Here is a 24,167-nt window from a genome sequence, read left to right as displayed (position 1 = left end):
GCCCGTGGTGGATGGGAAGGCCGTCGATGCGGTCGAAGCCGTGGGCGCCGAAGAAGTCGCGCTGCGCCTGGATGAGGTTGGCGGTTCCGCGAGCCTGGCGGTAGGCGTCGAAATAGGACAGCGCCGAAGAGAGCGCCGGCACCGGGATCCCGGCCATGACGGCCGCGGCGACGATGCGGCGCAGCGACGGCAGACTTTCCTTCACCATGGCGGAGAAGGCCGGCGTGACGATCAGGTTGGCGACGTCGGGTTGCTCGGTGAACGCCTTGGTGATCTCGTCGAGGAATTGCGAACGGATGATGCAGCCGGCGCGCCAGATGCGGGCAATGGTCGGCATGGGGAGAGACCAGGCGAATTCGCGCGAGGCCTCGGCCATCACGGCAAAGCCCTGCGCGTAAGCCGCGATCTTGGCGGCAAACAGCGCCAGTTCAAGGTCTTTCAGCAAGGGTGCACCGTCGGCCATGGGGAAGGCGTAGCGCGGTGTGCCGAAGATCGCCTCGGCCGCCTCACGTTCGGCTTTCATCGACGACAAGCTGCGGGCGGCGACGGCGGCCTCAATCGCGGTTGCCGGAACGCCCATCTGCTGCGCCTCGATCACCGACCACTTGCCGGTGCCCTTCTGGCCGGCGCGGTCGAGGATCATGTCGACCAGCGGCATTCCGGTTTGAGGATCGGCCGCGGCGAGCACCTTTTCGGTGATCTCGATCAGGTAGGAATTGAGCCGGCCGGTGTTCCATTGGCCGAAGATTGCGCCGATATCGCCGGCCGACTTGCCGAGCCCGTCGCGCAGGACGCCGTAGATCTCGGCGATCATCTGCATGTCGGCATATTCGATGCCGTTGTGGATGGTCTTGACGAAATGCCCTGCCCCGCCCTCGCCCAGCCAGGCGCAGCATGGATCTCCTTCGTAGCGGGCGGCAATCGAGGTGAGCACCTTCTCGACGCGGGCATAGGATTGCCGGGTGCCGCCGACCATGATCGAGGGACCGTGCCGCGCGCCCTCTTCGCCACCGGAAACACCCATGCCGATGAAGGTCAGACCGGTATCCTTGAGGCGCTCGAAGCGCGCGATGGTGTCGCGGAAATTGGCGTTGCCGGCATCGATGACGATGTCGCCGCCGGACAGCAGAGGCCTCAGCGCATCGATCTGCTGGTCGACCGCCTCGCCGGCCTTGATCATGATGATGATCGGCCTCGGCGGACGGATGGCAGCGACGAAGGCTTCGATCGTCTCGCAGCCGACGATATTTTCCGCCAGCGATCCGGCTTCGGAGACGAATTCCGCCGTGCGCGACGGCGTGCGGTTGAACACCGCGATCCGGCTGCCCTTCTCGGCGATGTTGAGCGCCAGGTTGGAGCCCATCACGCCAAGACCGATCAGTCCGATTTCCGCAAGTTCCGTCATGTGTTCCTCGTCGCATGCTATAGATGAGGAACACCTTTTGGCACTCCCAAACGACGCGGACAAGCCGCCGGCGATTGACGGAGGTCAAAATTCCGTGGGCGATATCAATCGCCCGGCTTGTCGTCGTCGTCGGAGAGCACCCGCCAGGCCGCGCCGTCGAGATCCTCGTATTGGCCGCTCTTCAACGACCAGAGAAAGGCGAACAGTCCGAGCCCGCCCAGGAAAAGGGCGATCGGGATCAGGTAGATCAGCATGTTCATGAGGCAAGCCTCGCATTCGGGGCGGCAAAGCTGCCACCCGCCGCCGGCTGGACGACGCCTGCATCCTCCTTCAGCGCCAGCCGATTGAGTCGCAACGCGTTGACGACGACGATGATGGACGAGGTCGACATGGCGACGGCGGCAATCAGCGGCGTTGCATAGCCAAGAATGGCGACCGGCACGGCGATGACGTTGTAGCCGATCGCCAGCGCGAAGTTCTCGCGAATGAGGCGGCCGGCACGGCGCGAGGCTTCGATGGCGAAGGCGACCGAATCGAGGTTCTGCCGCATGAAGACGAAGTCCGCCGCCTGGCGGCCGATATCGGCGGCCGTCGCCGGTGCGATCGATACATGGGCGGCGGCAAGCGCCGGGGCATCATTGATACCGTCGCCGACCATCAGCAGCTTGTGGCCCTCGGCCTGAACCCTGGTGCAGAATTCCGCCTTGTCGCGCGGCGCAAGCTCGGCCTTCCAGTTGTCGATGCCGAGGCGGTTGGCCAGCGCGGACACGACACCGACGCGGTCGCCGGACAGGATGCCCAGCGAGAACCCCTCGCCCTTGAGCCGCGCGATTGCCTTTTCAGCCCCCGGTCGCAGCGTGTCTTCGAAACGGAACGCCTGGAGTTCGCGGCCGTCCAGCGAAAGCACGACCTCGGAATAGCCGTGATCGCCCGCCTCGCAGGCGGTTTCGGCGCAGGCGAACTTGCGGCTGCCGAGGCGGTAGACGCCTTCCGGACCTTCGGCCTCGACACCGGCGCCGGGAATTTCGCGAACGGAATCAATCATTCGCACGGGTCCGGTTGCCGCGCGCCACAGGGCTTGCGACAAAGGATGGCGGGAATGTCGGGCAAGTCCGGCGGCGATCGCGAAGGAGGCGGCATCGATCGCGGAGGCGTCGACGAGTTGCGGCCTGCCGAGCGTCAGCGTGCCGGTCTTGTCGAAGGCGATCGAATCGATCTCGGCCAAGCGCTCCATGGCGGAGCCGTCCTTGACCATGATGCCGGCCTTGAACAGGCGGCCGGCCGCAACGACCTGCACCACCGGCACGGCGAGACCCAGCGCGCAAGGGCAGGTAATGATCAGCACCGCCACGGCCACCAGAAGCGCATGCTTCCAGTCGCCGTCGTAGAAGCCCCAACCGAAGAAGGTGAAAAGCGCGGTCAGATGCACGGCGGGCGCATAATATTGCGCGGCGCGGTCGGCGATCCGGCGATAGCGCGCCCGGCCACCTTCCGCCGCCTCCATCAGGTTGATGACCTCGGCCAGGAAGGAATTCTTCGCCGTCGCCGTGGCCTCGATGACCAGGGAACCGGTGAGGCTCAATGTCCCCGCCTGGACAGGATCGCCGATGGCGACCTGCTGGGGCGCACTCTCGCCGTTGATGATCGACACATCCATGTCGCTGGCGCCGATGACGATCATGCCGTCAACCGGGATACGGTCGCCGGCCGCGACCGCGACGCGATCTCCCACGCGCACCTCTTCCAGCGCCCGGTATTCGCGCGAACCGTCTTTGGCCACGACCATGGCGCCGCGTGGAGAAAGCCGCGCCAGACCGCTGATGGCCGAGCGGGCGCGGTCGCGCATGATGTGGTCGAGCGTGCGGCCGATCAGCAGGAAAAACAGCAAGGAGGCCGTCGCGTCGAAATAGGCGTGCTCACCGTGGTGGATCGTCTCCCACAGCGAGATGAAATAGGAGAGCGTGATGCCGATGGCGATCGGCACGTCCATGTTGCTGCGGCCGTGTTTCAGGGCATTCCAGGCGGACTGGTAGAAGAACCGCCCGGCATAGATCAGGGCCGGTGCAGCGATCATCGCCGAAATCCAGTGGAACATGTCGCGGGTCGAGGCGTCGGCGCCCGACCAGACCGAAACCGACAAGAGCATGATGTTGGTCGCGGCGAAACCCGAGACGGCGACGGCGCGGATCAACTGGTTGCGCAGCGAGTCGGAGGCCTCCTCCGCCGCGGTGAACAGATGCGATTCATAGCCGGTCGCCGCGATGGCACGGGCGAACTCGACCGGGTCGGTCGCGGCTCCCTCCATCTGATCCTTCCAGACGACGGAGACGCGCTTGGTCGACAGATTGACCCGGGCGCGTTCCACTTCCGGCCGGGCGCGCAGCGCCCGCTCGATCGTGCTGATGCAGGTGCCGCAATGCACGGCGGGAACACTGAGGTCGGTCTGAAGCAGCCCCTGCCCCAGATCCCGGCTTGCAAGCCTCAACTCCTCCGCCGTCGGAAGGGCATGGCCCGCACGCTCCATGTCGAGCGCGCCTTCGGTTCCCGCTGCGCAGCAGCTCATTTCCCCTCTCCGATCACAGCGATGCGGTTGGCTTCGTGCATGATGGTCTCACCATCCTTGACGGCGATGATCTCGACGATCCAGTGGCCGGGCAGGATCTGGCGAGACGCCTCGTAGATGCCCGCGCCGGCCGGTTCGAGCTCCGTGACGAAATCCTGATGCTCGCCGACCGGCCGCTTGAAGTGGGCGGTCACCTTGTCGGCCAGCACCGGCGCATCGCCCGGCATGGCGAGACCGTAGCGGATGTTGTCGCCCGTGACCTCGAGCGTGCCCTTGATGCCCGTGGACAGCATGGCGCGGATGCCCGCCGCCTTGCCGTTGAATTCCTGGCTCGCGATGTAGGTGTTCTTCACCACCAGCCCGCTCCAGGTCGAGGTCGCGAGGTAGGCCATGGTGAAGTTGACGGTGATGATCGTGCCGAAGAACAGCAGCATCGCCGCCAGCATGTGCCAACCGGTGAAGACGAAGGATGGCTTGTCGCTCTGCATGGTCATTTCCTTGCTGCCGGGCCGAAGAAGACGGCGTCATAGGTGTCCTGCTCGTCGCCGCCTTCGTCCTTCACGACGAATTCGAAGTCCTCGGCCTGCTCCTCCAGCCGGCCGGCCGGAAGGGTGACGAAGACCTTGAGAGTGGTGGCCTGGTCCGGTTCGGCCGAGACCGAGAACGTGCGGACCTGTTCTTCCGTCACACCATTCACCTTCATCGTCGCATCCGGCAAACCATCGAGCGACACGCTGATAGTGCGCGGTTGCGGGATCATGTTCAAGATGCGGACGGTGTAGCCATTGCGAATGGAACCATCGGACTCCAGCACAAATTGCGGGTTGCGGTCGTGCAGGACATTGACCTCGAGCCGGTCGCGGCTGAGCAGCGCCACGAGCAGGCCGATACCGACCGCGCTCCAGACGCCCATGTAAAGGAGCGTGCGCGGGCGGAAGATGATCTTCCAGTCGAAGTGACGAATGGTATCGACGAAGTTGCCGTTGGCGTCACGCACCTTGTGCGGGTCGATCGGCGTGGTGCCGCCGGCGGTGGCGAGCGCCATATTGCCCTGGTATTCGTCGAGTGTCGCATAGGCGATCAGACCACGCGGCTTGCCGATCTTGTCCATGACGCTGTCGCAGGCGTCGATGCACAGGGCGCAGGTAATGCATTCGAGCTGCTGGCCGTCGCGGATGTCGATGCCCATCGGACAGACGGCCACGCAGGCATTGCAGTCGACGCAGTCGCCGACGGCAAGGCCCGCGGCCGCCGCCTTCTTCGACCCGCGGGTGCGCGGCTCGCCGCGCCAGTCGTTATAGGTGACGACCAGCGAATTCTCATCCAGCATGGCCGCCTGGATGCGCGGCCAGGGGCACATGTAGACGCACACCTGCTCGCGCATCAGACCGCCGAAGACATAGGTCGTGGCCGTGAGCACGGCGACGGTGATGTAGGCGACTGGCTGCGCATAGCCGGTGGCAAAGTCGACGGCCAGCGTCGGCGCATCGGCGAAATAGAAGATCCAGGCACCACCGGTGGCGACCGCGATCACCAGCCATATGGCGTGCTTGGAAACGCGCTTGGCGATCTTGTCGAAGGTCCAGGGCGCGGTCTCCAGCTTCATCCGGGCGTTGCGATCACCTTCGATGGCACGTTCCACCACCAGGAAGAGATCGACCCAGACCGTCTGCGGACAGGTATAGCCGCACCAGGCGCGGCCGACGGCGGAGGTAATCAGGAACAAGCCGAAGCCCGCCATCACCAGCAGGCCGGCGACGAAAAAGAACTCCTGCGGCCAGATTTCGATGAAGAAGAAGTAGAAGCGCCGGTGGGCGAGATCGATGAGGACCGCCTGGTCCGGAGCATAGGGGCCACGATCCCAGCGCAGCCACGGCGTCAGGTAGTAGATGCCCAGCGTGACCAGCATGACCAGCCACTTGAACTGGCGAAAACGCCCCTCGGCCCGTTTCGGAAAAATCTTCTTGCGCGCCTCGTAGAGCGGGCGGCGCACCTTTGCCGACATGACCGGTTCGGCCTCGTGGCGCTCGACTTCGACGGGTTCGCCCGCCCTGTTGTTCTCAGATTGAAGATTCATCGATGGACCTCTATTCCTAGGGCTCTTCTCCCATGCGCCACCATACCCTACCTTGACTTATATCAAGCAGCGGCGAAGCGTCGCAATGCGAACTGTTTGCATTAAAAATCACGGTTCGTGGGCTGTTCCTGCCCGGATCTGCGGGCTCGGCTCTTTTATCCGGGTGTTTATCCGCGAAACAAAAGACCACGCCGGCCGGCGTGGTCGATTGCGGCATATTGCCCGGCGGTCGAAGGACGACGGCCTCGAAAGGCCGTCGCCCGTGTCGCTTTATTCGCCGCCGCCGAGCGAGTGAACGTAGACGGCCAGCTGCTTGACGGTCGCATCGCCGAGGCGGGCGCCCCAGGCGGGCATGACGCCATGCTTGGGAGCCGCGACCTGCTGGGCAATGCCGGCCTCGTCGCCCACCCTCAGCCAGATGGCATCGGCGAGATTGGGCGCACCGAAATCGCGACCGCCCTTGGCGTCTTCGCCGTGACAGGAGGCGCAGTTTTCGGCGAACACGGTCTTGCCGGGTTCGACCATGGCGGCATCGGCCGGCGTACCCGTCAGGCTGATGACATAGGCCGCAACCTGCTTGATCTGCTCGGCATCCAGAATGTCGGCAAAGGCCGGCATTTCGGAGACGCGCGTGTCGGCATCGCCTTCATAGCGAATGCCATGGGCAAGCGTGGTCTGGATCGCTTCGAGATCGCCACCCCACAGCCAGTCGTCGTCGTTGAGGTTCGGATAGCCGGCACCGCCCTGCGCGCCCGAGCCGTGGCACGGCGAGCAGTTGACCTTGAAGGCGGCAGCGCCGCCGGCCGTTGCGAACTGGGCCAATGCCGGATCAGCAACGATCTCGGCAAGCGGCATGGCGGCGATCTTCTCCAGATAGACCGACTGGGCGGCCTTGGCATCGCCAAGCTCGGCTGCCACCTCTGCACGGCTGGAATAGCCGAGCAAGCCCTTGGTGTTTTCCTTGAGCAACGGCCAGGCCGGATAGGCGATCGTGTAGCCAATCGCCCAGACGATGGTCATGTAGAAGGTCCACACCCACCAGCGCGGCATCGGGTTGTTGAGTTCGCGGATTCCGTCCCACTCATGGCCAGTGGTTTCGACGCCACTGATTTCGTCAATATGTTTCTCAGACATCTCTTAGTCCTCCTTGAGGGGGATGCTTGCCGCTTCGTCGGCGGATTTCTTGCCGCCGGGCCGGAAGGTGAAGACGATGACGCCGACAAAGAACAATGCCATCGCCAGCAGGCCCCAGCTGTCCGCGAAGTGACGCATGGCCGTATAGGTTTCCATGTTCGTCCCTCCTCAGCGATAGCCGGTGGCGTCGTCATAGGTGGTGAAATCGACCAGCGTGCCGAGCATCTGGAGATAGGCGACGAGCGCGTCCATCTCCGTCAGTGCGGCGGGATTGCCGTCGAAGTCGCCGACCTTGGCCTTCGGATAGCGAGCCAGCAGGCCCTCGGTGTCCGCGTTCGGATCGGCCTGGGCGGCAAGGTCCGCCTCGGCATTTTCCAGCATCTCGTCGCTATAGGGTACACCGACGGTGCGGTTGGCCTTCAGCTCCATCTGGACGTTGGAGATCTTGAGCGGCGTCGTCTTGAGGAAGGCGTAGCTCGGCATGATCGATTCCGGCACGACGTCGCGCGGCTCGGTCAAGTGCTGGACGTGCCACTCGTTCGAATAGCGATCGCCGACACGGGCCAGATCCGGACCCGTACGCTTGGAACCCCACTGGAACGGATGGTCGTACATCGATTCCGCGGCCAGCGAATAGTGACCATAGCGCTCCACTTCGTCGCGGAACGGACGGATCATCTGGCTGTGACAGACGTAGCAGCCCTCGCGGATGTAGATGTTGCGGCCGGCCAGTTCGAGCGGCGCGTAGGGTCGCATGCCCTCTACCTTTTCGATGGTGTTCTCAAGGTAGAAGAGCGGTGCGATTTCCACGATGCCGCCGATCGAGACGACCAGCAGGGAGCCGAGAAGGAGAAGGCTGGAGTTCTTCTCGAGGATTTGGTGTTTATCAAGAATAGACATGGATAGCCTTCCTCTCATTCAGCCGGCTGGACGGCGGCGGGGGCGACGGAGCCCGGGATCGGCGATTCCTGACGCTCGTAGCCGAGGATCGTCATGAGCACGTTGTAGGCCATGATGATCCCACCGACGAGGTACATGGCACCGCCGACGGCGCGCAGCACGTAGTAGGGGTACATGGCGGCGACCGACTCGGCGAACGAATAGACCAGGAAGCCCTGCTCGTCGTATTCACGCCACATCAGACCCTGCTGGATGCCGGCGACCCACAGAACGGCCGCGTAGATGACGATGCCGAGGGTTGCGAGCCAGAAGTGCCAGTTGACCATGCGCATCGAGTAGAGCCGGTTGCGGTTCCACAGCTTCGGCGTCAGGTAGTAGACGGCACCGAAGGTGATCATGCCGACCCAGCCGAGAGCGCCGGAATGGACGTGACCGATCGTCCAGTCGGTGTAGTGGCTGAGCGAGTTGACGGCCTTGATCGACATCATCGGACCTTCGAAGGTCGACATGCCGTAGAAGGCGATGGCGATGACCATCATGCGGATGATCGGGTCGGTGCGGATCTTGTCCCAGGCGCCCGAGAGCGTCATCAGACCGTTGATCATGCCGCCCCAGGAGGGCATCCACAGCATGATGGAGAAGACCATGCCGAGCGTCTGCGCCCAGTCCGGCAGAGCCGTGTAGTGCAGGTGGTGCGGGCCGGCCCAGATGTACATGAAGATCAGTGCCCAGAAGTGGATGATCGACAGGCGGTAGGAATAGACCGGGCGACCGGCCTGCTTGGGCACGAAATAATACATCATGCCGAGGAAGCCGGCCGTGAGGAAGAAGCCCACCGCGTTATGGCCGTACCACCACTGGGTCAGCGCGTCCTGAACGCCGGAGAAGGCCGAGTAGCTCTTCACGCCGAGGAACGAGACAGGGATCGCCAGGTTGTTGACGATATGCAGCATGGCGATGGTGACGATGAATGACAGGTAGAACCAGTTGGCCACATAGATGTGGCTTTCGCGCCGGGTCATGATCGTGCCGAGGAAGCTGATCAGGTAGGCGACCCAGACGATGGTCAGCCAGATGTCGACATACCATTCCGGTTCGGCATATTCGCGGCTCTGGGTAATGCCGAGAAGATAGCCGGTCGCCGCCATGACGATGAACAGCTGATAGCCCCAGAAGACGAACCAGCCGAGCGAACCGCCGAACAGCCGCTGGCGCGAGGTGCGCTGCACGACATAGAAGGAGGTGGCGATCAGCGCGTTGCCGCCAAAGGCGAAAATGACGGCCGAGGTGTGCAGCGGACGCATCCGGCCGAAGTTGAACCACGGCTCGAGGTTGAGATCCGGGAAGGCGAGTTGCAGCGCCACCACGACGCCGACAAGGAAGCCGACCACGCCCCAGAACACCGTGGCGATCACGCCGTACTTGACGACTTCGTCAAAGTATTCCGACTTGATCTGTGCGGTAGTCTTGACGTTGACCGGTGCGAACTTCATGCGACGAAGCATGACGATGGTGCCGGCGGCCAGCACGAAGAACGCGACCCACATGTGAGCCGCGAACAGGCTGTCGTGGGCAAAGGCGACCCCGAGCAGCGCGGCGAAGGCAAGAACCGCCATCACCATTGTTTCTAACGTGTAATTCATTGTTGGTATCCCCCAACGCTTGCTGATCATTCACGAACGGACCCCCCGCAGGGATTCCCTCCGCTTCGTGTGCAGAGTTCGCATTCCGGCTGACAATCCACCTTGATCCAAATCAATGCAAGCGGGGACTGAATTACGGAACAATGCGATTAAGCTTTCCAATCTGCGATTTGCAGCCTCGATACCATGCGTCATCACATCGCATCCCGAGGGGACAGACTATTTTTGGGCAGGAGCGTCCGGCGGATTCCGACCCGGACGAGAACGAAAGCTCGGGAGAACGGCAATGCAGGCGAAATCAATGGACAAACACCCGGAAAACATCGCGAAACAGTTTGTTCCGGACGGCATCGCCAATCCCTGCCGCCGTTCCCTTGCCTGGCTGCGCGGGGCGCACGAGGAGCAGTTGGCGCTGTGCGGCGAGCTGGAGGAGATCGCCGATTCACTACCGGCCAACGTCAACAGGCAAAAATGCATCTACGCGGCAAAATCGCTCGGCCCGCTGATCAAGGGCGTGCATCACTATGAGGAGAACATCCTCTACCCCTGGCTCGAAAGCTCCAGCCAGAACCTGGACCACCTGCGCGAGACCCTCGACCGACTGAAATTCGAGCATTTCGAGGACGAATGTTTCGCCGAGGAACTGACCGACGCCTTGTTGAAACTCGGTTCCGGCAGCGCCGTGAACATGGAAGCCGTGGGTTACATGCTGCGCGGATTCTTCGAGGGCATCCGGCGCCACATCGCCTTTGAGCGCGAATACCTCCTGCAGCGCCTGCCAGACGATATCGGGCTTAACGGCCAAAACTGACCTTAATACCCTCCCCCGAAAAAGTGCTTGTCCCAATGGCGAGCGCGAATCCCCGGCCCGCAGGCTCAGGCAGCGATGCCGTCCGCCAGGCGATGCTCGTCCAGCAGCGTCATGATCGCACCGATCACGTCGCCCCGCGGTGAGCGCAAGGGCGCGGCGCGCCCCTGAACGGCCAACCCCTGTCCAACCTCTCTCCACCCAAAGGAGACTTCCGACCGTTCACCGGAGAAGCACCGGCCGAGCTGTTGGCGAATTTCCTGGGCAACCGTCCCATCGTCGACGAAATCGAACAGATTGCGCCCGACCAGTTCGAGTTGGGTCGCCGCCAGCAGGTCTGCATGGGCGCGATTGGCATAGAGATAGCGATAGTCGAGCGTGACCACCGCGACACGGTCGGGCATGCTGTCGAGAATCGACTCGTTGAGGTAACCGTCCTCGCCTTCCAAACGCGCGGTGAAACCGACGTTTTCCGCCGCAGTTTGCGGTAGCGCCTGCCGCTCGCTGTCGCCGAAATAGCGATCCAGAAGAATGGAAAGTACGGCCGCGTGCCGCTGGACGCAGGATCGGTCGTCGGCGTCCTCGCGAATGAGGTTCCCGACGAAGCGCAACTGCATATGGATCTCCGCCATGTCGCGGGCGTGATAATCGACGACGGACGCGATCAGCGGATCAAGTTCCCGGTCGAGGAGCCTGACGAGATGATCGTCACCGACGCGGATGGCCTGCTGAAGCTGCGCGTTCTTCAGGGAAACCGCCTCGAACAATGGAAGAAGATTGGGATAAGAGAGGTCGGATGCCACTTTGACAGCTGTCCTGTTGAACGCGAACGAAGACATTCGATATCGGCAGCCGTCCGGACATACAGCCACGACGCGTATCGACATGGAAACATTGCCCGGCTGGTAACATGAATGACTCTCACATTCAATCACCTAACTTTCAGGTATCAAAGTCACCATGCGCCCGCAGAAGCGCCAATATCGGGGAAATCTGCCGTCAAAACCGCCGTATTCGGAAGAAGTGCCTACCATCGCCGAACGCATGCCCGGAAAGTACCAATAAAAGTCGGCACAACCGTAACTACAGTTCGCGCTTGATGCTCCAGCGGTCGTGATACCAGAGCCATTGCTCCGGATATTCCCTGACCCAGGCTTCGACCTTGTTGTTCAAGAGCTGCGCGGTCGCGGTGACGTCGAGCTGTCCTGCCGCATTGCGCGGCAGATCGACCCGCGGCTCGATCTCGAGACGGAAGCGGTTGCCCGGCAGGCGGATGCAGCGCGCCGGGTAGACGTCGCAATCGAACTGACGCGCCAGCTTGGCGAGCAGAGGATTGGTCTTGACGTCACGCCCGAAGAACTTGGTCGACACACCCTTCTTGAACTTCTGGTCCACCAGCACGCCGACGCCCCCGCCGGCTTCCAGCTGGCGGGCCAGCGCAAAGGACGAGCCGGCATGGGACGGTACGAGCTTGCCCATGCGCTTGGCGCGGAATTCGAAGACCTTCTCGCCGATATAGGGGTTGTTCGGCGGGCGGAAGAGTACGGAGACGTACAGCCCGAAGGCGGCGCCGGCCACGGGCAGCAGCTCGAAATTGCCGGTATGGGCGGAAAAGACGATGAACGGGCGCGGATTGTCGCGCAGGTCGAGGAACAGAGGAATGCCGCTGACCTCGATGCGCCCCTCGCCCGGCTTGTCCGGATCGAAATCAAACAGGCGGTCGAGAAAGACATACTCCGCCGCAAGCCGCCCCATATGGCCCCAGCTGCCGAGCGCGATCGCCTCGATCTCGGCCTCGCTCTTTTCCGGGAAGGCGTTGCGCAGATTGGTCAGCATCAGCGTATGACGCTTGGTCTTCGGTCCGACATAACGCATCAGACGATCGGCGAAATTGATCGCCGGATCGGCCGGAAAGATTTTCAGCAGCGTCAGGAAGCCGAAGGCCAATTGCGCCACCGCCCACTGCGAGAAGTGGCGAGACTTTAGGACGATCCGGGTGATGAAGAGCTTCACGCTCAATCCATCCTGAGGATGATCTTGCCGAACACCTGGCGGCCTTCCATGCGCGACAGGGCCCGGTCGATGTCTTCGAAACGCACCTCGGTGTCGATCACGGGATGGACGATGCCGCGCGCCATCTTCTGCATGGCGTTCGCCATGTTCTCCATCCGGCAGCCGAACGAGCCCAAAAGCTTCAGCTGCTGCTGGAACAGCATCATCAGGTTCATGTCGGTCGAGACGCCGGACGTCGAACCGCAGGTGACCAGGCGGCCGCCGCGCTTCAGGCACAGCATGGAACCGGCCCAGGTGTCCTTGCCGACATGTTCGAAGACGACGTCGACCCCCTTCTTCTTGGTGAGCTTGCGCACCACGCCCTCGAAACGGTCGGTGCGGTAGTTGATGACGTGATCGGCACCGAGCGCCTTGGCGGGCTCGATCTTGTCGTCGGAACCGACGGTGGTGATGACGGTGCAGCCGATCTTCTTGGCGAGCTGGATCGCCGCCGTACCGATGCCCGAGCCTCCGGCGTGGACGAGGATGGTTTCACCGGGTTCGAGCTTGGCATTGTCGAACAGCATGTGCTCGACCGTACCGAAGGTGACCGGAGCAAGGGCGGCCGCGACCGCATCGACGCCCGGAGGGGCCGGCACCAGAAGGCGGGCCGGCAGATTGATCTTTTCCTGGGCGAAACCGTCGAGGTGGAAGCCGTGCACGCCCGAGACGTTTTCGCAGAGATTGTCGCGACCCTCGCGGCAGGGCTTGCACAGGCCGCAGGTGCGCGCGCCATAGACGGCAGCGAGCTGGCCGGGCAGGATGTTGCCGACACCGGGGCCGATCGCCTCGACGACGCCCGAGGCTTCCGCGCCGATGACGAGCGGCATCTTGCGCTTGGCAAATGCCATGCCGCGCCAGCCCCAGACGTCGATGTGGTTCAGCGCCACGGCCTTGACGCGAAGCGTCACTTCACCGGGGCCCGGTGCTTCCGGCTCCGGAAGATCGACGATTTCGAGCTTGCGGTCTTCGACGAGTTGCAGTGCGCGCATTGGTCTTTCCTCGCCCTCAAGGCGTTCATTTCACGGTGACTGGAATTCGATCCGTCGCTTAAGCCGGTTCTCGCGTCATGACAAGGCTGGCATTCTGCCCGCCGAAGCCGAACGAGTTCGACAGGACGGCCGAGACATTGGCCGAGCGCTTCACGTTCGGCACCACGTCGAGTTCCATCGCCGGATCCGGATTGGTATAGTTGATGGTCGGCGGCAGCGTGCCGGTCAGCATGGTCTGGATCGAGAACACCGCCTCGACCGCGCCTGCCGCCGTCAGCGTGTGGCCGATCATCGACTTGTTGGACGAGACCGGAATGCTCTTCAAGCGCTCGCCGAACACCGCAAGCATGGCGCCGTATTCCATCTTGTCGTTTTCCGGCGTCGAGGTGCCGTGGGCGTTGATGTAGCCGATCGCGCCTTCGGAAAGGCCGGCATCATCGAGGGCCGCATGGATGGTGGCGATCGCCGGGCCGCCGTCCGGCGAGGAGCGCGTGCGGTGGAAATGGTCGGCCTTTTCGCCGCAGCCCTGGACGATGCCGAGCACGATTGCCCCGCGGGCGATGGCTGATTCCAGCGATTCCAGCACCAGCGTGGCCGCGCCTTCGGCGATGACGAAACCGTCGCGATCCTTGCTGAACGGCTTGGAGGCCTTTTCCGGCGGGTCGTTCTGGGTCGAGAGCGCCGACAGAAGCGAAAAGCGGATGACCGATTCGGCGCTGACGGAACCGTCAGTGGCGATGGTCAGCGCCCGGTCGGTGCGGCCCTGGCGGATGGCTTCGACGCCGAGCTGGATGGCGGTGGCGCCGGAGGCGCAGGCGGTCGACAGCGTCACCGGCAGGCCGCGCGTACCGAAGCGGTCGGCGAGCCGTTCCGAGATCGAGCCGAACTGCACGGCCTCGAGGAACACCGGATCGGCCTTCTGCCGCATGGCGGTGAGGAAGCGCTCATAGGCGTCGCCGGGATGGCTGGCCGGCGGCGAGCGCTCGGCAAGGGCGAAGCGGTCGGCCCATTCGGGTTCGACCGGCGGGGCGGCGAGGAAGAGCGGGCCGTTGAAGTCGCCGGTGAGGCCGGCCTGGGCCAGCGCCTCGATCGTGGTTTCGCGCGCCATGGCGTAGGAGCGCTCGACCGAATTCGGTGCCGGAATGTCGATGAAGTCGACGGTGCCGCCGATGCGGGTCGACATGCCCTCGGTGTCGAAGCGATTGATATAGTGGATGCCGGACTTGCCGGACGTCAGCGCGTCCCAGTTGTCGGAGAGGCCCTGGCCGAGCGAGGTGATGACGCCCATGCCGGTGACGGCGACGATCGGGCGGCCGAGATGGTCTTTGAAACGGTTGTCAGTCATGCTCTCAACTCCTCACGCATCGGCCGAGACGAGGGCGATGCCCTCGCCGCGCGTATAGCCGACCGTGGTCACGACGGCGTGGCGGGCGGGCGCGGTCATGGCGGCTTCGTGCGCCGGATCGAAGGGCGGCACCTTCGCGCCGGAATCGATGGCGAGCGCCGCAAGCGCCAGACCGAGCGGGAACTGGGCCTCAAGCCCGTGGCCGGTCGAGCCGCCGTAGCCGCGGACCGGCATGCCGGGGAATTTTTCCGCCAGCACGGCCTGTTCTCTCACGGCCAGGTCATGCAGGCCGCTTGAACCGGAAAACACCACCGTGTCTGCGGCGCTTACGTCGTCGGCGAGCTTGGCCAGGCGGCCGAGCCGCTTCTCCAGACCGCCCTCGTCCCGCTTGCCGCGGTCGCCTTCGACAGCTTCGAGAACCGCATAGATATGGGCACCGCGCGCTTCGGCATGGGCCCGGCTTTCCAGCATGAGGAAGGCGCCGACCGTGCCGAGGACCATGCCGCCGCCCTCGCCCGACTGCCGCGACCACAAGGGCTTCCATTCGCCGGTCGAATGGGCCTGGATGCCTTCGACCAGAAGCAGGATGTCGGCACGTTCGGCGATGAAGGCGCCGCCGACCAGGGTGTGCGTCGACTGGCCGGCGCGGATGCGGGAAAAGGCCGTCTCGATCGCCGAAATGCCGGCCGATTCCTCGCCCATGAAGGTGCGCGACGAGCCGGTGACCTTGTGGACGATGGAAATATTGCCGGCCATGAGGTTGGAGAGCTGGGCAAGGAACAGCGTCGGGCGCAGCTCGGTGGTCAGCTTCTCGATCAGCAGGCGCTCGCGGTCATTGCGCTTCAGCGCCTCGTCGACGATCAGGCTGTCGACCGCGATGTCGCGCTCGCCGCCGCCAGCCGCCACGATCAGATCCATCGATCCGCACGCGTCCAGGTCGTCCTTCATGCCGGCGTCATCGAGGGCCAACCCGGCTGCATAGACGCCGAGGCGCTGCCAGTTCTCCATCTGCCGCTGATCGCCGCGCTTGGCGATCTGCTGCGACCAGTCGATTTCCGGCAGGCGGTGCACCGGATAGGGCTTGAACTTTTCCATCTCGAGCACCGGCGGCGGCGCCACGGCGGAAGACAGGAGCGCCACATGCGCCTCCTTGCCGGTGCCATGGCAGGTTACGATGCCAACTCCGGTGATCACCACATCGTTCGGCTTCTTGATCATTTGCTGTCCTCTCGCCGGCGACACGGCCAGCGCATCGAACCCTTATGCGGGCTCGCATCCATCAGAATAAAGGTCTCAGAGCCGGGCGCTCCGATGCCGCAGTCTTAGCGGGCGGCGGCGATGGCGTCCATCAGGCCGACTTCCCCGGCGCGCTTGCGCACGATATCGGCCAGCGGCACTTCGCTGAATGGCATGGTTCGCAGCTTCAGCTGCGCGTCGCAGATCTTCTTGCCGGCCGAAACGATCTTCGTCTTGGTCACGGCGAAACCGGAGCCGTCATGTTCGAGCTCGGCCTCGATCTCGAGCACAGCGCCCGGTTCGACGAAAGCGCGCATCTTGGCGCCGTCGACCGACATGAGGAACGGCATGGCCGAAAAATCCTTGACGGCAAGCACGAGCATGCCGGAGGCCTGGGCCATGGTCTCGATCAAGAGGACGCCCGGAACGAGCGGCATGCCGGGAAAATGGCCTTCGAAAACCGGGCTCTTTTCCGGCACGACGGAGCGGGCCTTCAACGTGCCGCGGTCGAGGTCAACGGCCTCGACCTTGTCGATCATCTGGAAATATTCGAGCAGCATGAAAGACCTTCGCCCTGCCGGCGGTTCAGCCCTTGGCTGCCCGCAGTTCGTCGATCTTGGCGCAGAGGTTCTTCAGGACGAAGTATTCCTCGGTCGAAACCTTGCCTTCGTTGACTTCCTGGGTCCACTGCTCGAGCGGGATCTTGATGCCGAATTCCTTGTCGATCGCAAAGACGATGTCGAGGAAGTCCAGGCTGTCGATGCCAAGGTCGTCGATCGTATGGCTTTCCGGCGTTATCGTCTCGCGATCGATTTCGCTCGTCTCAGCAATGATGTCGGCAACTTTGTCGAATGTAGCGGTCACGCCAATTACCTCATGTATCGAGAATCTTGGTTCCACATAGGGAAAACGTTTCCAAATGCCAATGGTAAGTTTGGCCGCCTAAGAAAATTGCTGCCGAAGTGTTGCTCAAACAGCAATCGAATGGCGGCCCTTTCCGGTCGCCAGATAGCTGTCGAAAACCGCGGCGACACTGCGGGCAAACGGTTTGCCGGCTTCGGTGAGGCGGAACTCGTCGGCGACGATTTCGCAAATGCCGTCCGGATTCGAGGCTGCGTACTGCCGCGCTTCGGCAATCACCGTCTCACCGATGCCGGGATAGAGCTTGCGCACGGTGGCGAAGGAGAAGGCGAAGCCGCACATGATCTGCTCGATCACATGGGCGCGCAGCCGATCGTCGTCGGTCAGTTCGATGCCTCGCACCACGGTCAAGCCATCGGTATCCGCCAACCGCTGATACTCTCCCGTGGCCGGCATGTTCTGCACATAGCCCTGCGGCAATTGCCCGATCGAAGAGGCGCCGAAGCCGATCAGGGCTTCTGCGGCATCGTCGGTGTAGCCCTGGAAGTTACGACGCAGCTTGCCGTTGCGCGCCGCGACCGCCAGGCGGTCGTCGGGCCTGGCGAAATGGTCGATGCCGATCGGTTCATAGCCGGCAGCGACCAGCATGTCGGCGGCGCGGGTCATCTGGGCAAAGCGCATCTCGACGTCGGGCAGCGCCTCTTCCGGAATCATCGTCTGGTGCTTCTTCATCCATGGCACGTGCGCATAGCCGAAGAGTGCGATTCGGTCGGGCGACAAAGAGACGATGTCGTCGACCGTCGCCTCCAGCGTTTCCATCGTCTGGTAGGGCAAGCCATAAAGAATGTCGCAATTGACGGAGTGAACACCCCTCGCCCGCACCGCGTCCACCACGGATTTCGTCTGTTCGAAGGTCTGGATGCGGTTGATGGTCTTCTGCACCTTGGGATCGAAGTCCTGCACGCCGAGGCTTGCACGCGTCATGCCGATCGCCGCCAGGGCATCATAGCGCGGCTCGTCCAGATCGTTGGGGTCCATCTCGACGCTGATCTCGGCATCGTCACGGAAATCGAAGGCTTCGCGAAAGGCCTTCATCAGGTCGATCATGTCCTGTGGCTTCAACATGGTCGGCGAACCGCCGCCGAAGTGCAGCCCGCTCACCTTCGCCTCGCGGCTGACCAGGCTGCCGACCTTGGCGATCTCCTTCTTGAGCGAGGCAAGATAGGTCTCGATCGGCTCGTATTTCAGCGTGTGCTTGGTGTGACAGGCACAGAACCAACAGAGGCGATCGCAATAGGGAATGTGAACATAGAGTGACAAATCGTGTTGGCTGCCGAGTTCGCCCAGCCACTGCGCATATTTGCCGCAGTGCACACCCTCATGAAAATGCGGCGCCGTCGGATAGCTGGTGTAACGTGGAACGGAGCCGGAATACTTGGCCAGCAGGGAGTTTTGCATGTCATACGCCGCGTTTCTGAAAGTCATCCTAGACATGTTGGTAACGCTTCGACTGCAGAGCGCCTTTGACTTCGATCAATTTCTTGATAGATTTGTCGTGCAGTCCCTATGCACCTGTCGCGTGCGTTGTCGATAAGGACCAGGACGAGTGAAATCGAGACTTGACCTAAGGGCAGATTGGCGTCAGACGGGGGCGAAATCATGGACGCACATAAGAAACACATAGGCGAATGCGAAGCTCCGGCCGTCTGCAAGGCTTGCGAGGCTCGTAATGGCGGCATTTGCGCCACGTTGAGCTCCGCCCAGCTCGCCGAACTCAACAAGCATTCCACGCGCCGCAAGGTCGAAGCTGGCAACGAGGTCATCGGCCAGGGTGAAAACGTCGGCAGCTACAGCAATATCTTGAACGGTGTCGTCAAGCTGTCGAAGATGATGGCGGACGGTCGTCAGCAGATCGTCGGCCTGCAGTTCGCCCCGGACTTTCTCGGCCGGCCGTTCCTCACCGAGAGTTCGGTGACGGCGGAAGCGGCGACGGAAACAGAGATCTGTTGTTTTCCCCGCCCGATCATCGATCGCATGGTCGCCGAGGCACCGAACCTGGAGCGCAAGCTTCACTCGCAGTCGCTCAAGGAACTCGACGAAGCCCGCGACTGGATGCTGACGCTCGGTCGCAAGACGGCCCAGGAAAAGGTGGCGAGTTTTCTCTACCTGATCGCCACCCATATCGATCCGGAGCGGAACGGCAATTCGACCACCTTCGATCTGCCCCTGTCACGCGCCGACATTGCCGACTTCCTCGGCCTGACCATCGAGACCGTCAGCCGACAGATGACCAAGTTGCGCAAGGACAACATCATCGTCATCGAGAACAATCGCCATGTGATCGTTCCCGAAATGCGCCGCCTCCGCTACGCAGCCGGCAACGACTGACGCGCCGACGGTCCGGCGCGCTGTATCAATTCCACTTCCCCGAAATTCCCGTCAGCGCGTGACGATGATCTTGGTGTTCTTCAAGCCGTTGTGCGTCGCCATGGAGAAGAACTGCGCCGCATTGTCGGGATGCAGCCGCACGCAGCCGTGCGAGGCGGGCCGGCCGAGGCGCTTGAGATCATAGGTGGCGTGGACCGCATAGCCGCCGTGGAAGAAGATCGCATAGGGCATGGGCGCATTGTCGTACTTGCGTGAACGATGGTTCTTCGAGGCCCATTTGGCGCGGTAGTTGCCGAGCGGGGTGACGTAACCCTTGCGGGCGGTCGAGACCTTCCAGCGATGCTTGACGACGCCGTTCTGCGTGACCGTCATGGTCTGATTGGAAATGCTGATGCTGGCGACGAGATTGCTGGCCGAGGCCACCATCGGCTGAACCAGCAGGCACAAGGAGGCCGAAACGGCCAGAAGCAGTTTACGCATGATATTCCCCCAGTTTCCTTGTTCTCCGCCCCCCAAGGCGGCTGTTTACCGGGGCATCATAGTATAAATTCGAATAAATGCGATTAAGCGACACGGAAAAGATTGTTTTAACGGAATATGTTCCGCAGGCCGACGCCGCGACCTCTAGACGAGCAGGGCGACGGCCAGCACAAGCCCGGTCACAACTATCAGCACAGTGCAACTCATATAGAACAGCTCGACGCCCGCCTCTATGTCGCGGGGCGTGGCAACCGGCCGGCCGGAACCGTTGATCATCGGTTCGCTGACGCGCTCGCCGCCATAGATGCGCGGGCCGGTCAGTTGGATATCCAGCGCCCCGGCCATCGCCGCTTCAGGCCAGCCGGAATTGGGTGAGCGATGCAGGCCGGAATCGCGCAAGGTCACCGACAGCGAACGCCGCGCGGCGGGCACGCCCTGCCGCAGCCAGGCCGCCGCGGCGATCAGCAGACTGGACAGGCGTGCGGCCGGCCAGTTGGCGAGATCGTCAAGCCTCGCCGAGGCCCAGCCGAAATCCCGGTACGTGTCGCTCTTGTGGCCGATCATCGAATCGGCGGTGTTCAGCATCTTGTAGGCGAAAATGCCGGGAAGACCGGCGAGCGCATACCAGAGCGCCGGCGCCACGACGCCATCGGCGAAATTCTCCGCCAGGCTCTCGATCGCCGCGCGGCAGACCCCGGGTTCATCGAGCGCCTGCGGATCGCGACCGACGATCATCGAGACCGCGCGTCGTCCGCCTTTCAGCCCGTCGGTCCGCAGGCCCAGAGCCACGGCCGCGACATGGTCGCCAAGGCTCTTCTGGGCGAGGAATATGGCGACGACCAGAAGTTCGAGAACAAAGCCGACGAAACCGAGGGCACGAAGAAGACCGGACAGCATGAGGCCGATGGCTACCGACAGGGCCAACAGCAGCAGGATCGCCATCACACCATTGCGCCGCCGCGTCACGGGTGCGAGCGTGTCCCGGTTGAGCCGGCGGTCGAAGAAGGCAATGGCATGGCCGAACAGCACGACGGGATGCGGCAGGCGCGCCCAGAGCGCGGGCGGATCGCCGACGATACGGTCCAGAACGAGCGCGCCAAAAAGTGCAGCGAGGATCCAGACCGTCATCCTTTGCTCCACGTGGCGAGTGCCGCCGCCAGCCACTGGTCGGATACCGGGTCAGGTGACAGCCCGAAGCGCAACCACGTCGGCGCGTAGTCGAACTTGCGGGTGAGGATATGCGCCCGGCAAAGATGCGTATGCAGTTCGGCGGCGCGGGGGTCGGTGACAAGGGCGAAGAGCGGCGTTCCGCCTTCGACGCGCAAGTCTGCATCTGCGAGCACCTGCCCGAGCCCCGCCCGACGATCAGCGATTTTCCGGCGAAGCGGCTGCGGATCGGCCGACAGCAGATCATTGGCCACCGAAAGCGCCGGACCGGACACCGCCCACGGCCCCAACCAATCGGCAAAGCGCTCGAGGATACCATCCTGGGCGATCACGAAGCCGAGGCGCAAACCGGCCAGGCCGAAAAACTTGCCGAACGAACGGAAGACGATGAGATTCGGCCGCGTCGAGACAGCGCCGGCGAGGCTCGTCTCCGGCGTGCAGTCGCCAAAGGCCTCGTCGACCACGAAGAACCCGCCCTGCCCGGCCAGCTGGTCGGCCAGAGACAGAAGGTCAGCAGGCGCATGCAGCCTGCCGGTCGGATTGTTGGGGTTGACGACGACGACCAGCCCGGAGCCGGGATCGACATCGTTTAACGTCGCCACCGCATCGACCGTAAGGCCGCTGGCCGAGAGCACGCGGCCATATTCGCCATAGGTCGGCGAGAGGATCGCGGCACGCCTCTCCCGATCGGCGAGCCTGGGCAGCAACTGGATCACCGATTGCGTGCCGGGAACGGGAAGCGGCAGGATGTCACTGGTGCCATAGAAGGTCCGGGCGGCGTGACGCGTTTCGTTCAGCAGGTCCTGGTCCGGCAGGCGGTGCCAGATGCGGTCGGGGATGGCGGGCAAGGCCGGCGGACAGGGATTGAGACCGGTCGACAGATCCAGCCAGTCCTCGGGCCGTCCGCCATAGAGCGCCGCCGCCGCGCCGATGCCGCCGCCATGGACGATCCTGCCGCTCATGCAGCACCGTCCCGGATGTCGATCAGGTGCATGAAGGAGCCGGCGACATTGCCGCGCCGGAGGCCCACGTCTCCGAGCGACGTGCCGAGCGCGTCTTCGGCGGCGAACAGCCGATCGGCGGCGCCTTCCGACACGATCGAGGCATAGTGGAACTCGTGCGCCGTCATCGGCGTGGCGAAGAATGTGGCGTCGACCGGCGTGATGCGGCGATAGCCGAGATGGCGCTTGCGCGTTGAATAGCTGGTGACCAGCGGCAGGAGACCGAGCATGGGATGGACGGCGCCCTCGGCATCGATCAGGGCGTCGCCCAACACCATGTAGCCGCCGCACTCGCCAAAAATCCTTGCGCCGCGCATATGGGCGTCCAGCATGCCGGTGCGGAAGGTCGCGGCGGCGGCCAGCGTTCCGGCATGCAGTTCCGGGTATCCGCCCGGCAGGTAAATCGCGTCGGCATCGGGCGCCGGCGCCTCGTCGGCAAGCGGCGAGAAGAAGGCGATCTCCGCCCCCGCCTCTTGCCACCCGCGCAGGATATGGGCGTAGGAGAAGGCGAATGCGATGTCGCGCGCGACGGCAATCTTCTGGCCGAGCGGCGGCAATGGAGCCACGGCTGGTGAAACGACAGCGCGGGGCGAAGCTTCCGCCGCGTGCAGCAGCGCGTCGAGATCGCAGCCGTGCTCGATGACGGCGGCGGCGCGCTCGATGAAGGCCTCGAGTTCGCCATGCTCGCCGGCCTGGACCAGGCCGAGATGGCGCTCGGGCAGATGCAGGCTGGGATCGGTGCGCACCACACCGAGCACCGGCATGGCGATGCCGGTCAGCGCCTGGTGCAGCATGGTCTCGTGGCGGTCGCTGCCGACGCGATTGAGGATGACGCCGACCACGCGGGTGTCGGTGCGGAAATTGGCAAAGCCGCTGACCAGGGCGGCGACCGAATGGGACGCCTTGGCGCAATCGACCACCAGCACGACGGGCAGGCCAAGGAGTGCGGCAAGATCGGCAGCCGATCCTTCTCCGTCCGCAGCACCGTCGAACAGGCCCATCATCGCCTCGACCACCAGCACCCTGCCCTGCGCCGCTTGGCCGGCGGCATTGGCGCGCAGCAAGCCGTCCCGCATGGCCCAGGGATCGAAATTGAGGCAGGTTTCTCCGCTTGCAGCCGCATGGAAGGCAGGGTCGATATAGTCAGGACCGGCCTTGGCCGGCGCGATTGACACGCCACGCTTCTTCAGCGCCCGCAAGAGCCCGAGCGTCACCGTCGTTTTGCCCGAGCCGGATGACGGCGCTGCGATCAGCAGGCCGTTCATGCGCTGTCCTTCTTGGCGTCGGAGGCGAAAGGATCGGGCAGCAGCTTGCGGCCGGACAGCGCGCCCAGCCAATCGAGCGAGGGACGAAGCCGCACCACCTCGCCGACGACGACGATGGCCGGCGGTTCGAGCCCGGAGGCGAGCACGTCGGCCTCCGCTCGGCCGAGCGTGGTTTCCAGCACCTGCTGCGAGGCGGTCGCGGCATCGCAGACGAAGGCGACCGGCTCGTCGGGAGAGCGGCCCGCGGCGATCAGATGGGCGCTGATCGTGGCGATATGCTTCATCGCCATATACATGACGATGACCGGCGAACCGCGGCCGATGGCGTCCCAGTCGATCCGGTCGGGTACGACGCCGGTACTGTCATGGCCGGTCAGGAAGGTGACGGCGTGATTGATCTCGCGGTGGGTGACCGGGATGCCGGCATAGGCAAGCCCACCGATCCCGGCGGTAATGCCGGGCACGATGCGGAAGGGAACGCCGTGGTCGATCAGGGTCAGGGCTTCCTCGCCGCCGCGTCCGAAGACGAAAGGGTCGCCGCCCTTGAGACGCAAAACCCGGTGGCCGGCCTTGGCGAGTTCGACCAGGCGCAGCGAGATATCGCGCTGCTTGGCCGAGGGCTTGCCGCCGCGCTTGCCCGCATATTCGAGAAGCGCGCCCGGCCGGGCGAGCTTCAGGCATTCGTCGTTCACCAGCGCATCGTGGACGATCACGTCCGCCTCGCCCAGCGCCTTGGCGGCGAGCAGGGTCAGCAGGCCGGGATCGCCCGGGCCCGCGCCCGCCAGCCAGACATGGCCGGGCATGATCGTCGCAAGCTTGGAAAAGGGATTGAAACTCATGGACATGCTCT

Annotated in this window: 24 protein-coding genes; 2 read left to right on the top strand and 22 right to left on the bottom strand. The window is 63.6% G+C overall.

Annotated elements, in window-relative coordinates; translation table 11 throughout:
• From gndA to ccoN, 9 genes are all read right to left on the bottom strand, one after another.
• The coding region (gene gndA, locus DYZ14_RS12430) for an NADP-dependent phosphogluconate dehydrogenase (RefSeq protein WP_154720963.1) at positions 1-1,405 on the bottom strand (1,405 nt) is incomplete at its 3' end.
• A gap of 104 nt (positions 1,406-1,509) precedes the next feature.
• Positions 1,510-1,665, bottom strand: coding sequence for a cbb3-type cytochrome oxidase assembly protein CcoS (ccoS, locus tag DYZ14_RS12425; RefSeq protein WP_115670047.1), 156 nt, complete (start codon positions 1,663-1,665; stop codon positions 1,510-1,512).
• The gene (locus DYZ14_RS12420) at positions 1,662-3,968 is read right to left on the bottom strand and encodes a cation-translocating P-type ATPase (protein ID WP_154720962.1); all 2,307 of its coding nucleotides are present in this window, start codon (positions 3,966-3,968) and stop codon (positions 1,662-1,664) included. Before DYZ14_RS12420 ends, ccoS begins: the two co-directional genes overlap by 4 nt.
• Positions 3,965-4,462: a FixH family protein gene (locus DYZ14_RS12415; protein WP_154720961.1), complete on the bottom strand. Its 498-nt coding sequence runs from the start codon at positions 4,460-4,462 to the stop codon at positions 3,965-3,967. The genes DYZ14_RS12420 and DYZ14_RS12415 overlap by 4 nt, the downstream gene beginning before the upstream one ends.
• Positions 4,459-6,045: a cytochrome c oxidase accessory protein CcoG gene (gene ccoG / locus DYZ14_RS12410; RefSeq protein ID WP_154720960.1), complete on the bottom strand. Its 1,587-nt coding sequence runs from the start codon at positions 6,043-6,045 to the stop codon at positions 4,459-4,461. The genes DYZ14_RS12415 and ccoG overlap by 4 nt, the downstream gene beginning before the upstream one ends.
• 270 nt (positions 6,046-6,315) lie before the next feature.
• On the bottom strand, positions 6,316-7,179 hold the full coding sequence (gene ccoP / locus DYZ14_RS12405; RefSeq protein ID WP_154720959.1) for a cytochrome-c oxidase, cbb3-type subunit III: 864 nt from the start codon (positions 7,177-7,179) through the stop codon (positions 6,316-6,318).
• A 3-nt stretch (positions 7,180-7,182) separates the two neighbouring features.
• Positions 7,183-7,335 carry a cbb3-type cytochrome c oxidase subunit 3 gene (locus DYZ14_RS12400; RefSeq protein ID WP_115670052.1) on the bottom strand — a complete coding sequence of 51 codons (153 nt, stop codon included), beginning with the start codon at positions 7,333-7,335 and terminating at the stop codon, positions 7,183-7,185.
• A gap of 12 nt (positions 7,336-7,347) precedes the next feature.
• Complete coding sequence (ccoO, locus tag DYZ14_RS12395; RefSeq protein ID WP_154720958.1) at positions 7,348-8,079, bottom strand: cytochrome-c oxidase, cbb3-type subunit II; 732 nt, start codon at positions 8,077-8,079, stop codon at positions 7,348-7,350.
• A 14-nt stretch (positions 8,080-8,093) separates the two neighbouring features.
• Complete coding sequence (gene ccoN, locus DYZ14_RS12390) at positions 8,094-9,722, bottom strand: cytochrome-c oxidase, cbb3-type subunit I (protein WP_154720957.1); 1,629 nt, start codon at positions 9,720-9,722, stop codon at positions 8,094-8,096.
• Positions 9,723-10,008: 286 nt separating this feature from the next.
• Here ccoN and DYZ14_RS12385 point away from each other — a divergent pair, with 286 nt between their 5' ends.
• The gene (locus DYZ14_RS12385) at positions 10,009-10,533 is read left to right on the top strand and encodes a hemerythrin domain-containing protein (RefSeq protein ID WP_232365522.1); all 525 of its coding nucleotides are present in this window, start codon (positions 10,009-10,011) and stop codon (positions 10,531-10,533) included.
• Positions 10,534-10,598: 65 nt separating this feature from the next.
• On the opposite strand, the gene DYZ14_RS12380 is transcribed toward DYZ14_RS12385, so the two are convergent.
• The 8 genes from DYZ14_RS12380 to hemN form a co-directional block, all read right to left on the bottom strand.
• Positions 10,599-11,333, bottom strand: coding sequence for a PAS domain-containing protein (locus DYZ14_RS12380; RefSeq protein ID WP_154720956.1), 735 nt, complete (start codon positions 11,331-11,333; stop codon positions 10,599-10,601).
• 280 nt (positions 11,334-11,613) lie between these two features.
• Complete coding sequence (locus tag DYZ14_RS12375) at positions 11,614-12,543, bottom strand: lipid A biosynthesis lauroyl acyltransferase (RefSeq protein ID WP_154720955.1); 930 nt, start codon at positions 12,541-12,543, stop codon at positions 11,614-11,616.
• A 2-nt stretch (positions 12,544-12,545) separates the two neighbouring features.
• Entirely contained in the window at positions 12,546-13,574 is a 1,029-nt protein-coding gene (locus DYZ14_RS12370) for a zinc-binding dehydrogenase (RefSeq protein WP_154720954.1), read from the bottom strand.
• 58 nt (positions 13,575-13,632) lie between these two features.
• A complete protein-coding gene (locus tag DYZ14_RS12365; protein ID WP_154720953.1) occupies positions 13,633-14,919 on the bottom strand; it encodes a beta-ketoacyl-ACP synthase in 1,287 nt (428 codons plus the stop codon).
• A 12-nt stretch (positions 14,920-14,931) separates the two neighbouring features.
• Positions 14,932-16,137 carry a beta-ketoacyl-ACP synthase gene (locus DYZ14_RS12360; RefSeq protein ID WP_154720952.1) on the bottom strand — a complete coding sequence of 402 codons (1,206 nt, stop codon included), beginning with the start codon at positions 16,135-16,137 and terminating at the stop codon, positions 14,932-14,934.
• A gap of 104 nt (positions 16,138-16,241) precedes the next feature.
• Entirely contained in the window at positions 16,242-16,715 is a 474-nt protein-coding gene (locus DYZ14_RS12355; protein ID WP_154720951.1) for a 3-hydroxyacyl-ACP dehydratase FabZ family protein, read from the bottom strand.
• Positions 16,716-16,740: 25 nt separating this feature from the next.
• Positions 16,741-17,019, bottom strand: a complete 279-nt coding sequence (locus tag DYZ14_RS12350; protein WP_003502893.1) for an acyl carrier protein — start codon at positions 17,017-17,019, stop codon at positions 16,741-16,743.
• 105 nt (positions 17,020-17,124) lie between these two features.
• Positions 17,125-18,474: an oxygen-independent coproporphyrinogen III oxidase gene (hemN, locus tag DYZ14_RS12345; protein ID WP_154720950.1), complete on the bottom strand. Its 1,350-nt coding sequence runs from the start codon at positions 18,472-18,474 to the stop codon at positions 17,125-17,127.
• A gap of 201 nt (positions 18,475-18,675) precedes the next feature.
• Here hemN and DYZ14_RS12340 point away from each other — a divergent pair, with 201 nt between their 5' ends.
• Positions 18,676-19,404, top strand: coding sequence for a Crp/Fnr family transcriptional regulator (locus tag DYZ14_RS12340; protein ID WP_154720949.1), 729 nt, complete (start codon positions 18,676-18,678; stop codon positions 19,402-19,404).
• Between the two features lie 51 nt (positions 19,405-19,455).
• Here DYZ14_RS12340 and DYZ14_RS12335 read toward each other — a convergent pair whose 3' ends face one another.
• From DYZ14_RS12335 to cobA, 5 genes are all read right to left on the bottom strand, one after another.
• Positions 19,456-19,884, bottom strand: coding sequence for a L,D-transpeptidase (locus DYZ14_RS12335; protein WP_154720948.1), 429 nt, complete (start codon positions 19,882-19,884; stop codon positions 19,456-19,458).
• 144 nt (positions 19,885-20,028) lie between these two features.
• Positions 20,029-21,012, bottom strand: a complete 984-nt coding sequence (gene cbiB / locus DYZ14_RS12330; protein ID WP_154720947.1) for an adenosylcobinamide-phosphate synthase CbiB — start codon at positions 21,010-21,012, stop codon at positions 20,029-20,031.
• Entirely contained in the window at positions 21,009-22,013 is a 1,005-nt protein-coding gene (gene cobD / locus DYZ14_RS12325) for a threonine-phosphate decarboxylase CobD (RefSeq protein WP_154720946.1), read from the bottom strand. Before cobD ends, cbiB begins: the two co-directional genes overlap by 4 nt.
• Positions 22,010-23,317 carry a cobyrinate a,c-diamide synthase gene (locus DYZ14_RS12320; RefSeq protein ID WP_154720945.1) on the bottom strand — a complete coding sequence of 436 codons (1,308 nt, stop codon included), beginning with the start codon at positions 23,315-23,317 and terminating at the stop codon, positions 22,010-22,012. The genes cobD and DYZ14_RS12320 overlap by 4 nt, the downstream gene beginning before the upstream one ends.
• Positions 23,314-24,156: a uroporphyrinogen-III C-methyltransferase gene (cobA, locus tag DYZ14_RS12315; protein ID WP_154720972.1), complete on the bottom strand. Its 843-nt coding sequence runs from the start codon at positions 24,154-24,156 to the stop codon at positions 23,314-23,316. The genes DYZ14_RS12320 and cobA overlap by 4 nt, the downstream gene beginning before the upstream one ends.
• Positions 24,157-24,167 lie beyond the last annotated feature (11 nt).

Origin of the sequence: Ciceribacter sp. T2.26MG-112.2 (assembly GCF_900492205.1) — a bacterium.
In the GTDB taxonomy this organism is placed as follows: Bacteria; Pseudomonadota; Alphaproteobacteria; order Rhizobiales; family Rhizobiaceae; genus Allorhizobium; species Allorhizobium naphthalenivorans_A.
Note: the sequence above shows the minus strand (reverse complement) of the source record. Positions and strands in the feature narration are given on the sequence as shown.

Coding starts and splice junctions, on each gene's coding strand:
- ccoS (WP_115670047.1), bottom strand. CDS start 1,665: ATGAACATGCTGATCTACCTGATCCCGATCGCCCTTTTCCTGGGCGGG.
- DYZ14_RS12420 (WP_154720962.1), bottom strand. CDS start 3,968: ATGAGCTGCTGCGCAGCGGGAACCGAAGGCGCGCTCGACATGGAGCGT.
- DYZ14_RS12415 (WP_154720961.1), bottom strand. CDS start 4,462: ATGACCATGCAGAGCGACAAGCCATCCTTCGTCTTCACCGGTTGGCAC.
- ccoG (WP_154720960.1), bottom strand. CDS start 6,045: ATGAATCTTCAATCTGAGAACAACAGGGCGGGCGAACCCGTCGAAGTC.
- ccoP (WP_154720959.1), bottom strand. CDS start 7,179: ATGTCTGAGAAACATATTGACGAAATCAGTGGCGTCGAAACCACTGGC.
- DYZ14_RS12400 (WP_115670052.1), bottom strand. CDS start 7,335: ATGGAAACCTATACGGCCATGCGTCACTTCGCGGACAGCTGGGGCCTG.
- ccoO (WP_154720958.1), bottom strand. CDS start 8,079: ATGTCTATTCTTGATAAACACCAAATCCTCGAGAAGAACTCCAGCCTT.
- ccoN (WP_154720957.1), bottom strand. CDS start 9,722: ATGAATTACACGTTAGAAACAATGGTGATGGCGGTTCTTGCCTTCGCC.
- DYZ14_RS12385 (WP_232365522.1), top strand. CDS start 10,009: ATGCAGGCGAAATCAATGGACAAACACCCGGAAAACATCGCGAAACAG.
- DYZ14_RS12370 (WP_154720954.1), bottom strand. CDS start 13,574: ATGCGCGCACTGCAACTCGTCGAAGACCGCAAGCTCGAAATCGTCGAT.
- DYZ14_RS12365 (WP_154720953.1), bottom strand. CDS start 14,919: ATGACTGACAACCGTTTCAAAGACCATCTCGGCCGCCCGATCGTCGCC.
- DYZ14_RS12360 (WP_154720952.1), bottom strand. CDS start 16,137: ATGATCAAGAAGCCGAACGATGTGGTGATCACCGGAGTTGGCATCGTA.
- DYZ14_RS12355 (WP_154720951.1), bottom strand. CDS start 16,715: ATGCTGCTCGAATATTTCCAGATGATCGACAAGGTCGAGGCCGTTGAC.
- hemN (WP_154720950.1), bottom strand. CDS start 18,474: ATGCAAAACTCCCTGCTGGCCAAGTATTCCGGCTCCGTTCCACGTTAC.
- DYZ14_RS12340 (WP_154720949.1), top strand. CDS start 18,676: ATGGACGCACATAAGAAACACATAGGCGAATGCGAAGCTCCGGCCGTC.
- DYZ14_RS12335 (WP_154720948.1), bottom strand. CDS start 19,884: ATGCGTAAACTGCTTCTGGCCGTTTCGGCCTCCTTGTGCCTGCTGGTT.
- cbiB (WP_154720947.1), bottom strand. CDS start 21,012: ATGACGGTCTGGATCCTCGCTGCACTTTTTGGCGCGCTCGTTCTGGAC.
- cobD (WP_154720946.1), bottom strand. CDS start 22,013: ATGAGCGGCAGGATCGTCCATGGCGGCGGCATCGGCGCGGCGGCGGCG.
- DYZ14_RS12320 (WP_154720945.1), bottom strand. CDS start 23,317: ATGAACGGCCTGCTGATCGCAGCGCCGTCATCCGGCTCGGGCAAAACG.
- cobA (WP_154720972.1), bottom strand. CDS start 24,156: ATGAGTTTCAATCCCTTTTCCAAGCTTGCGACGATCATGCCCGGCCAT.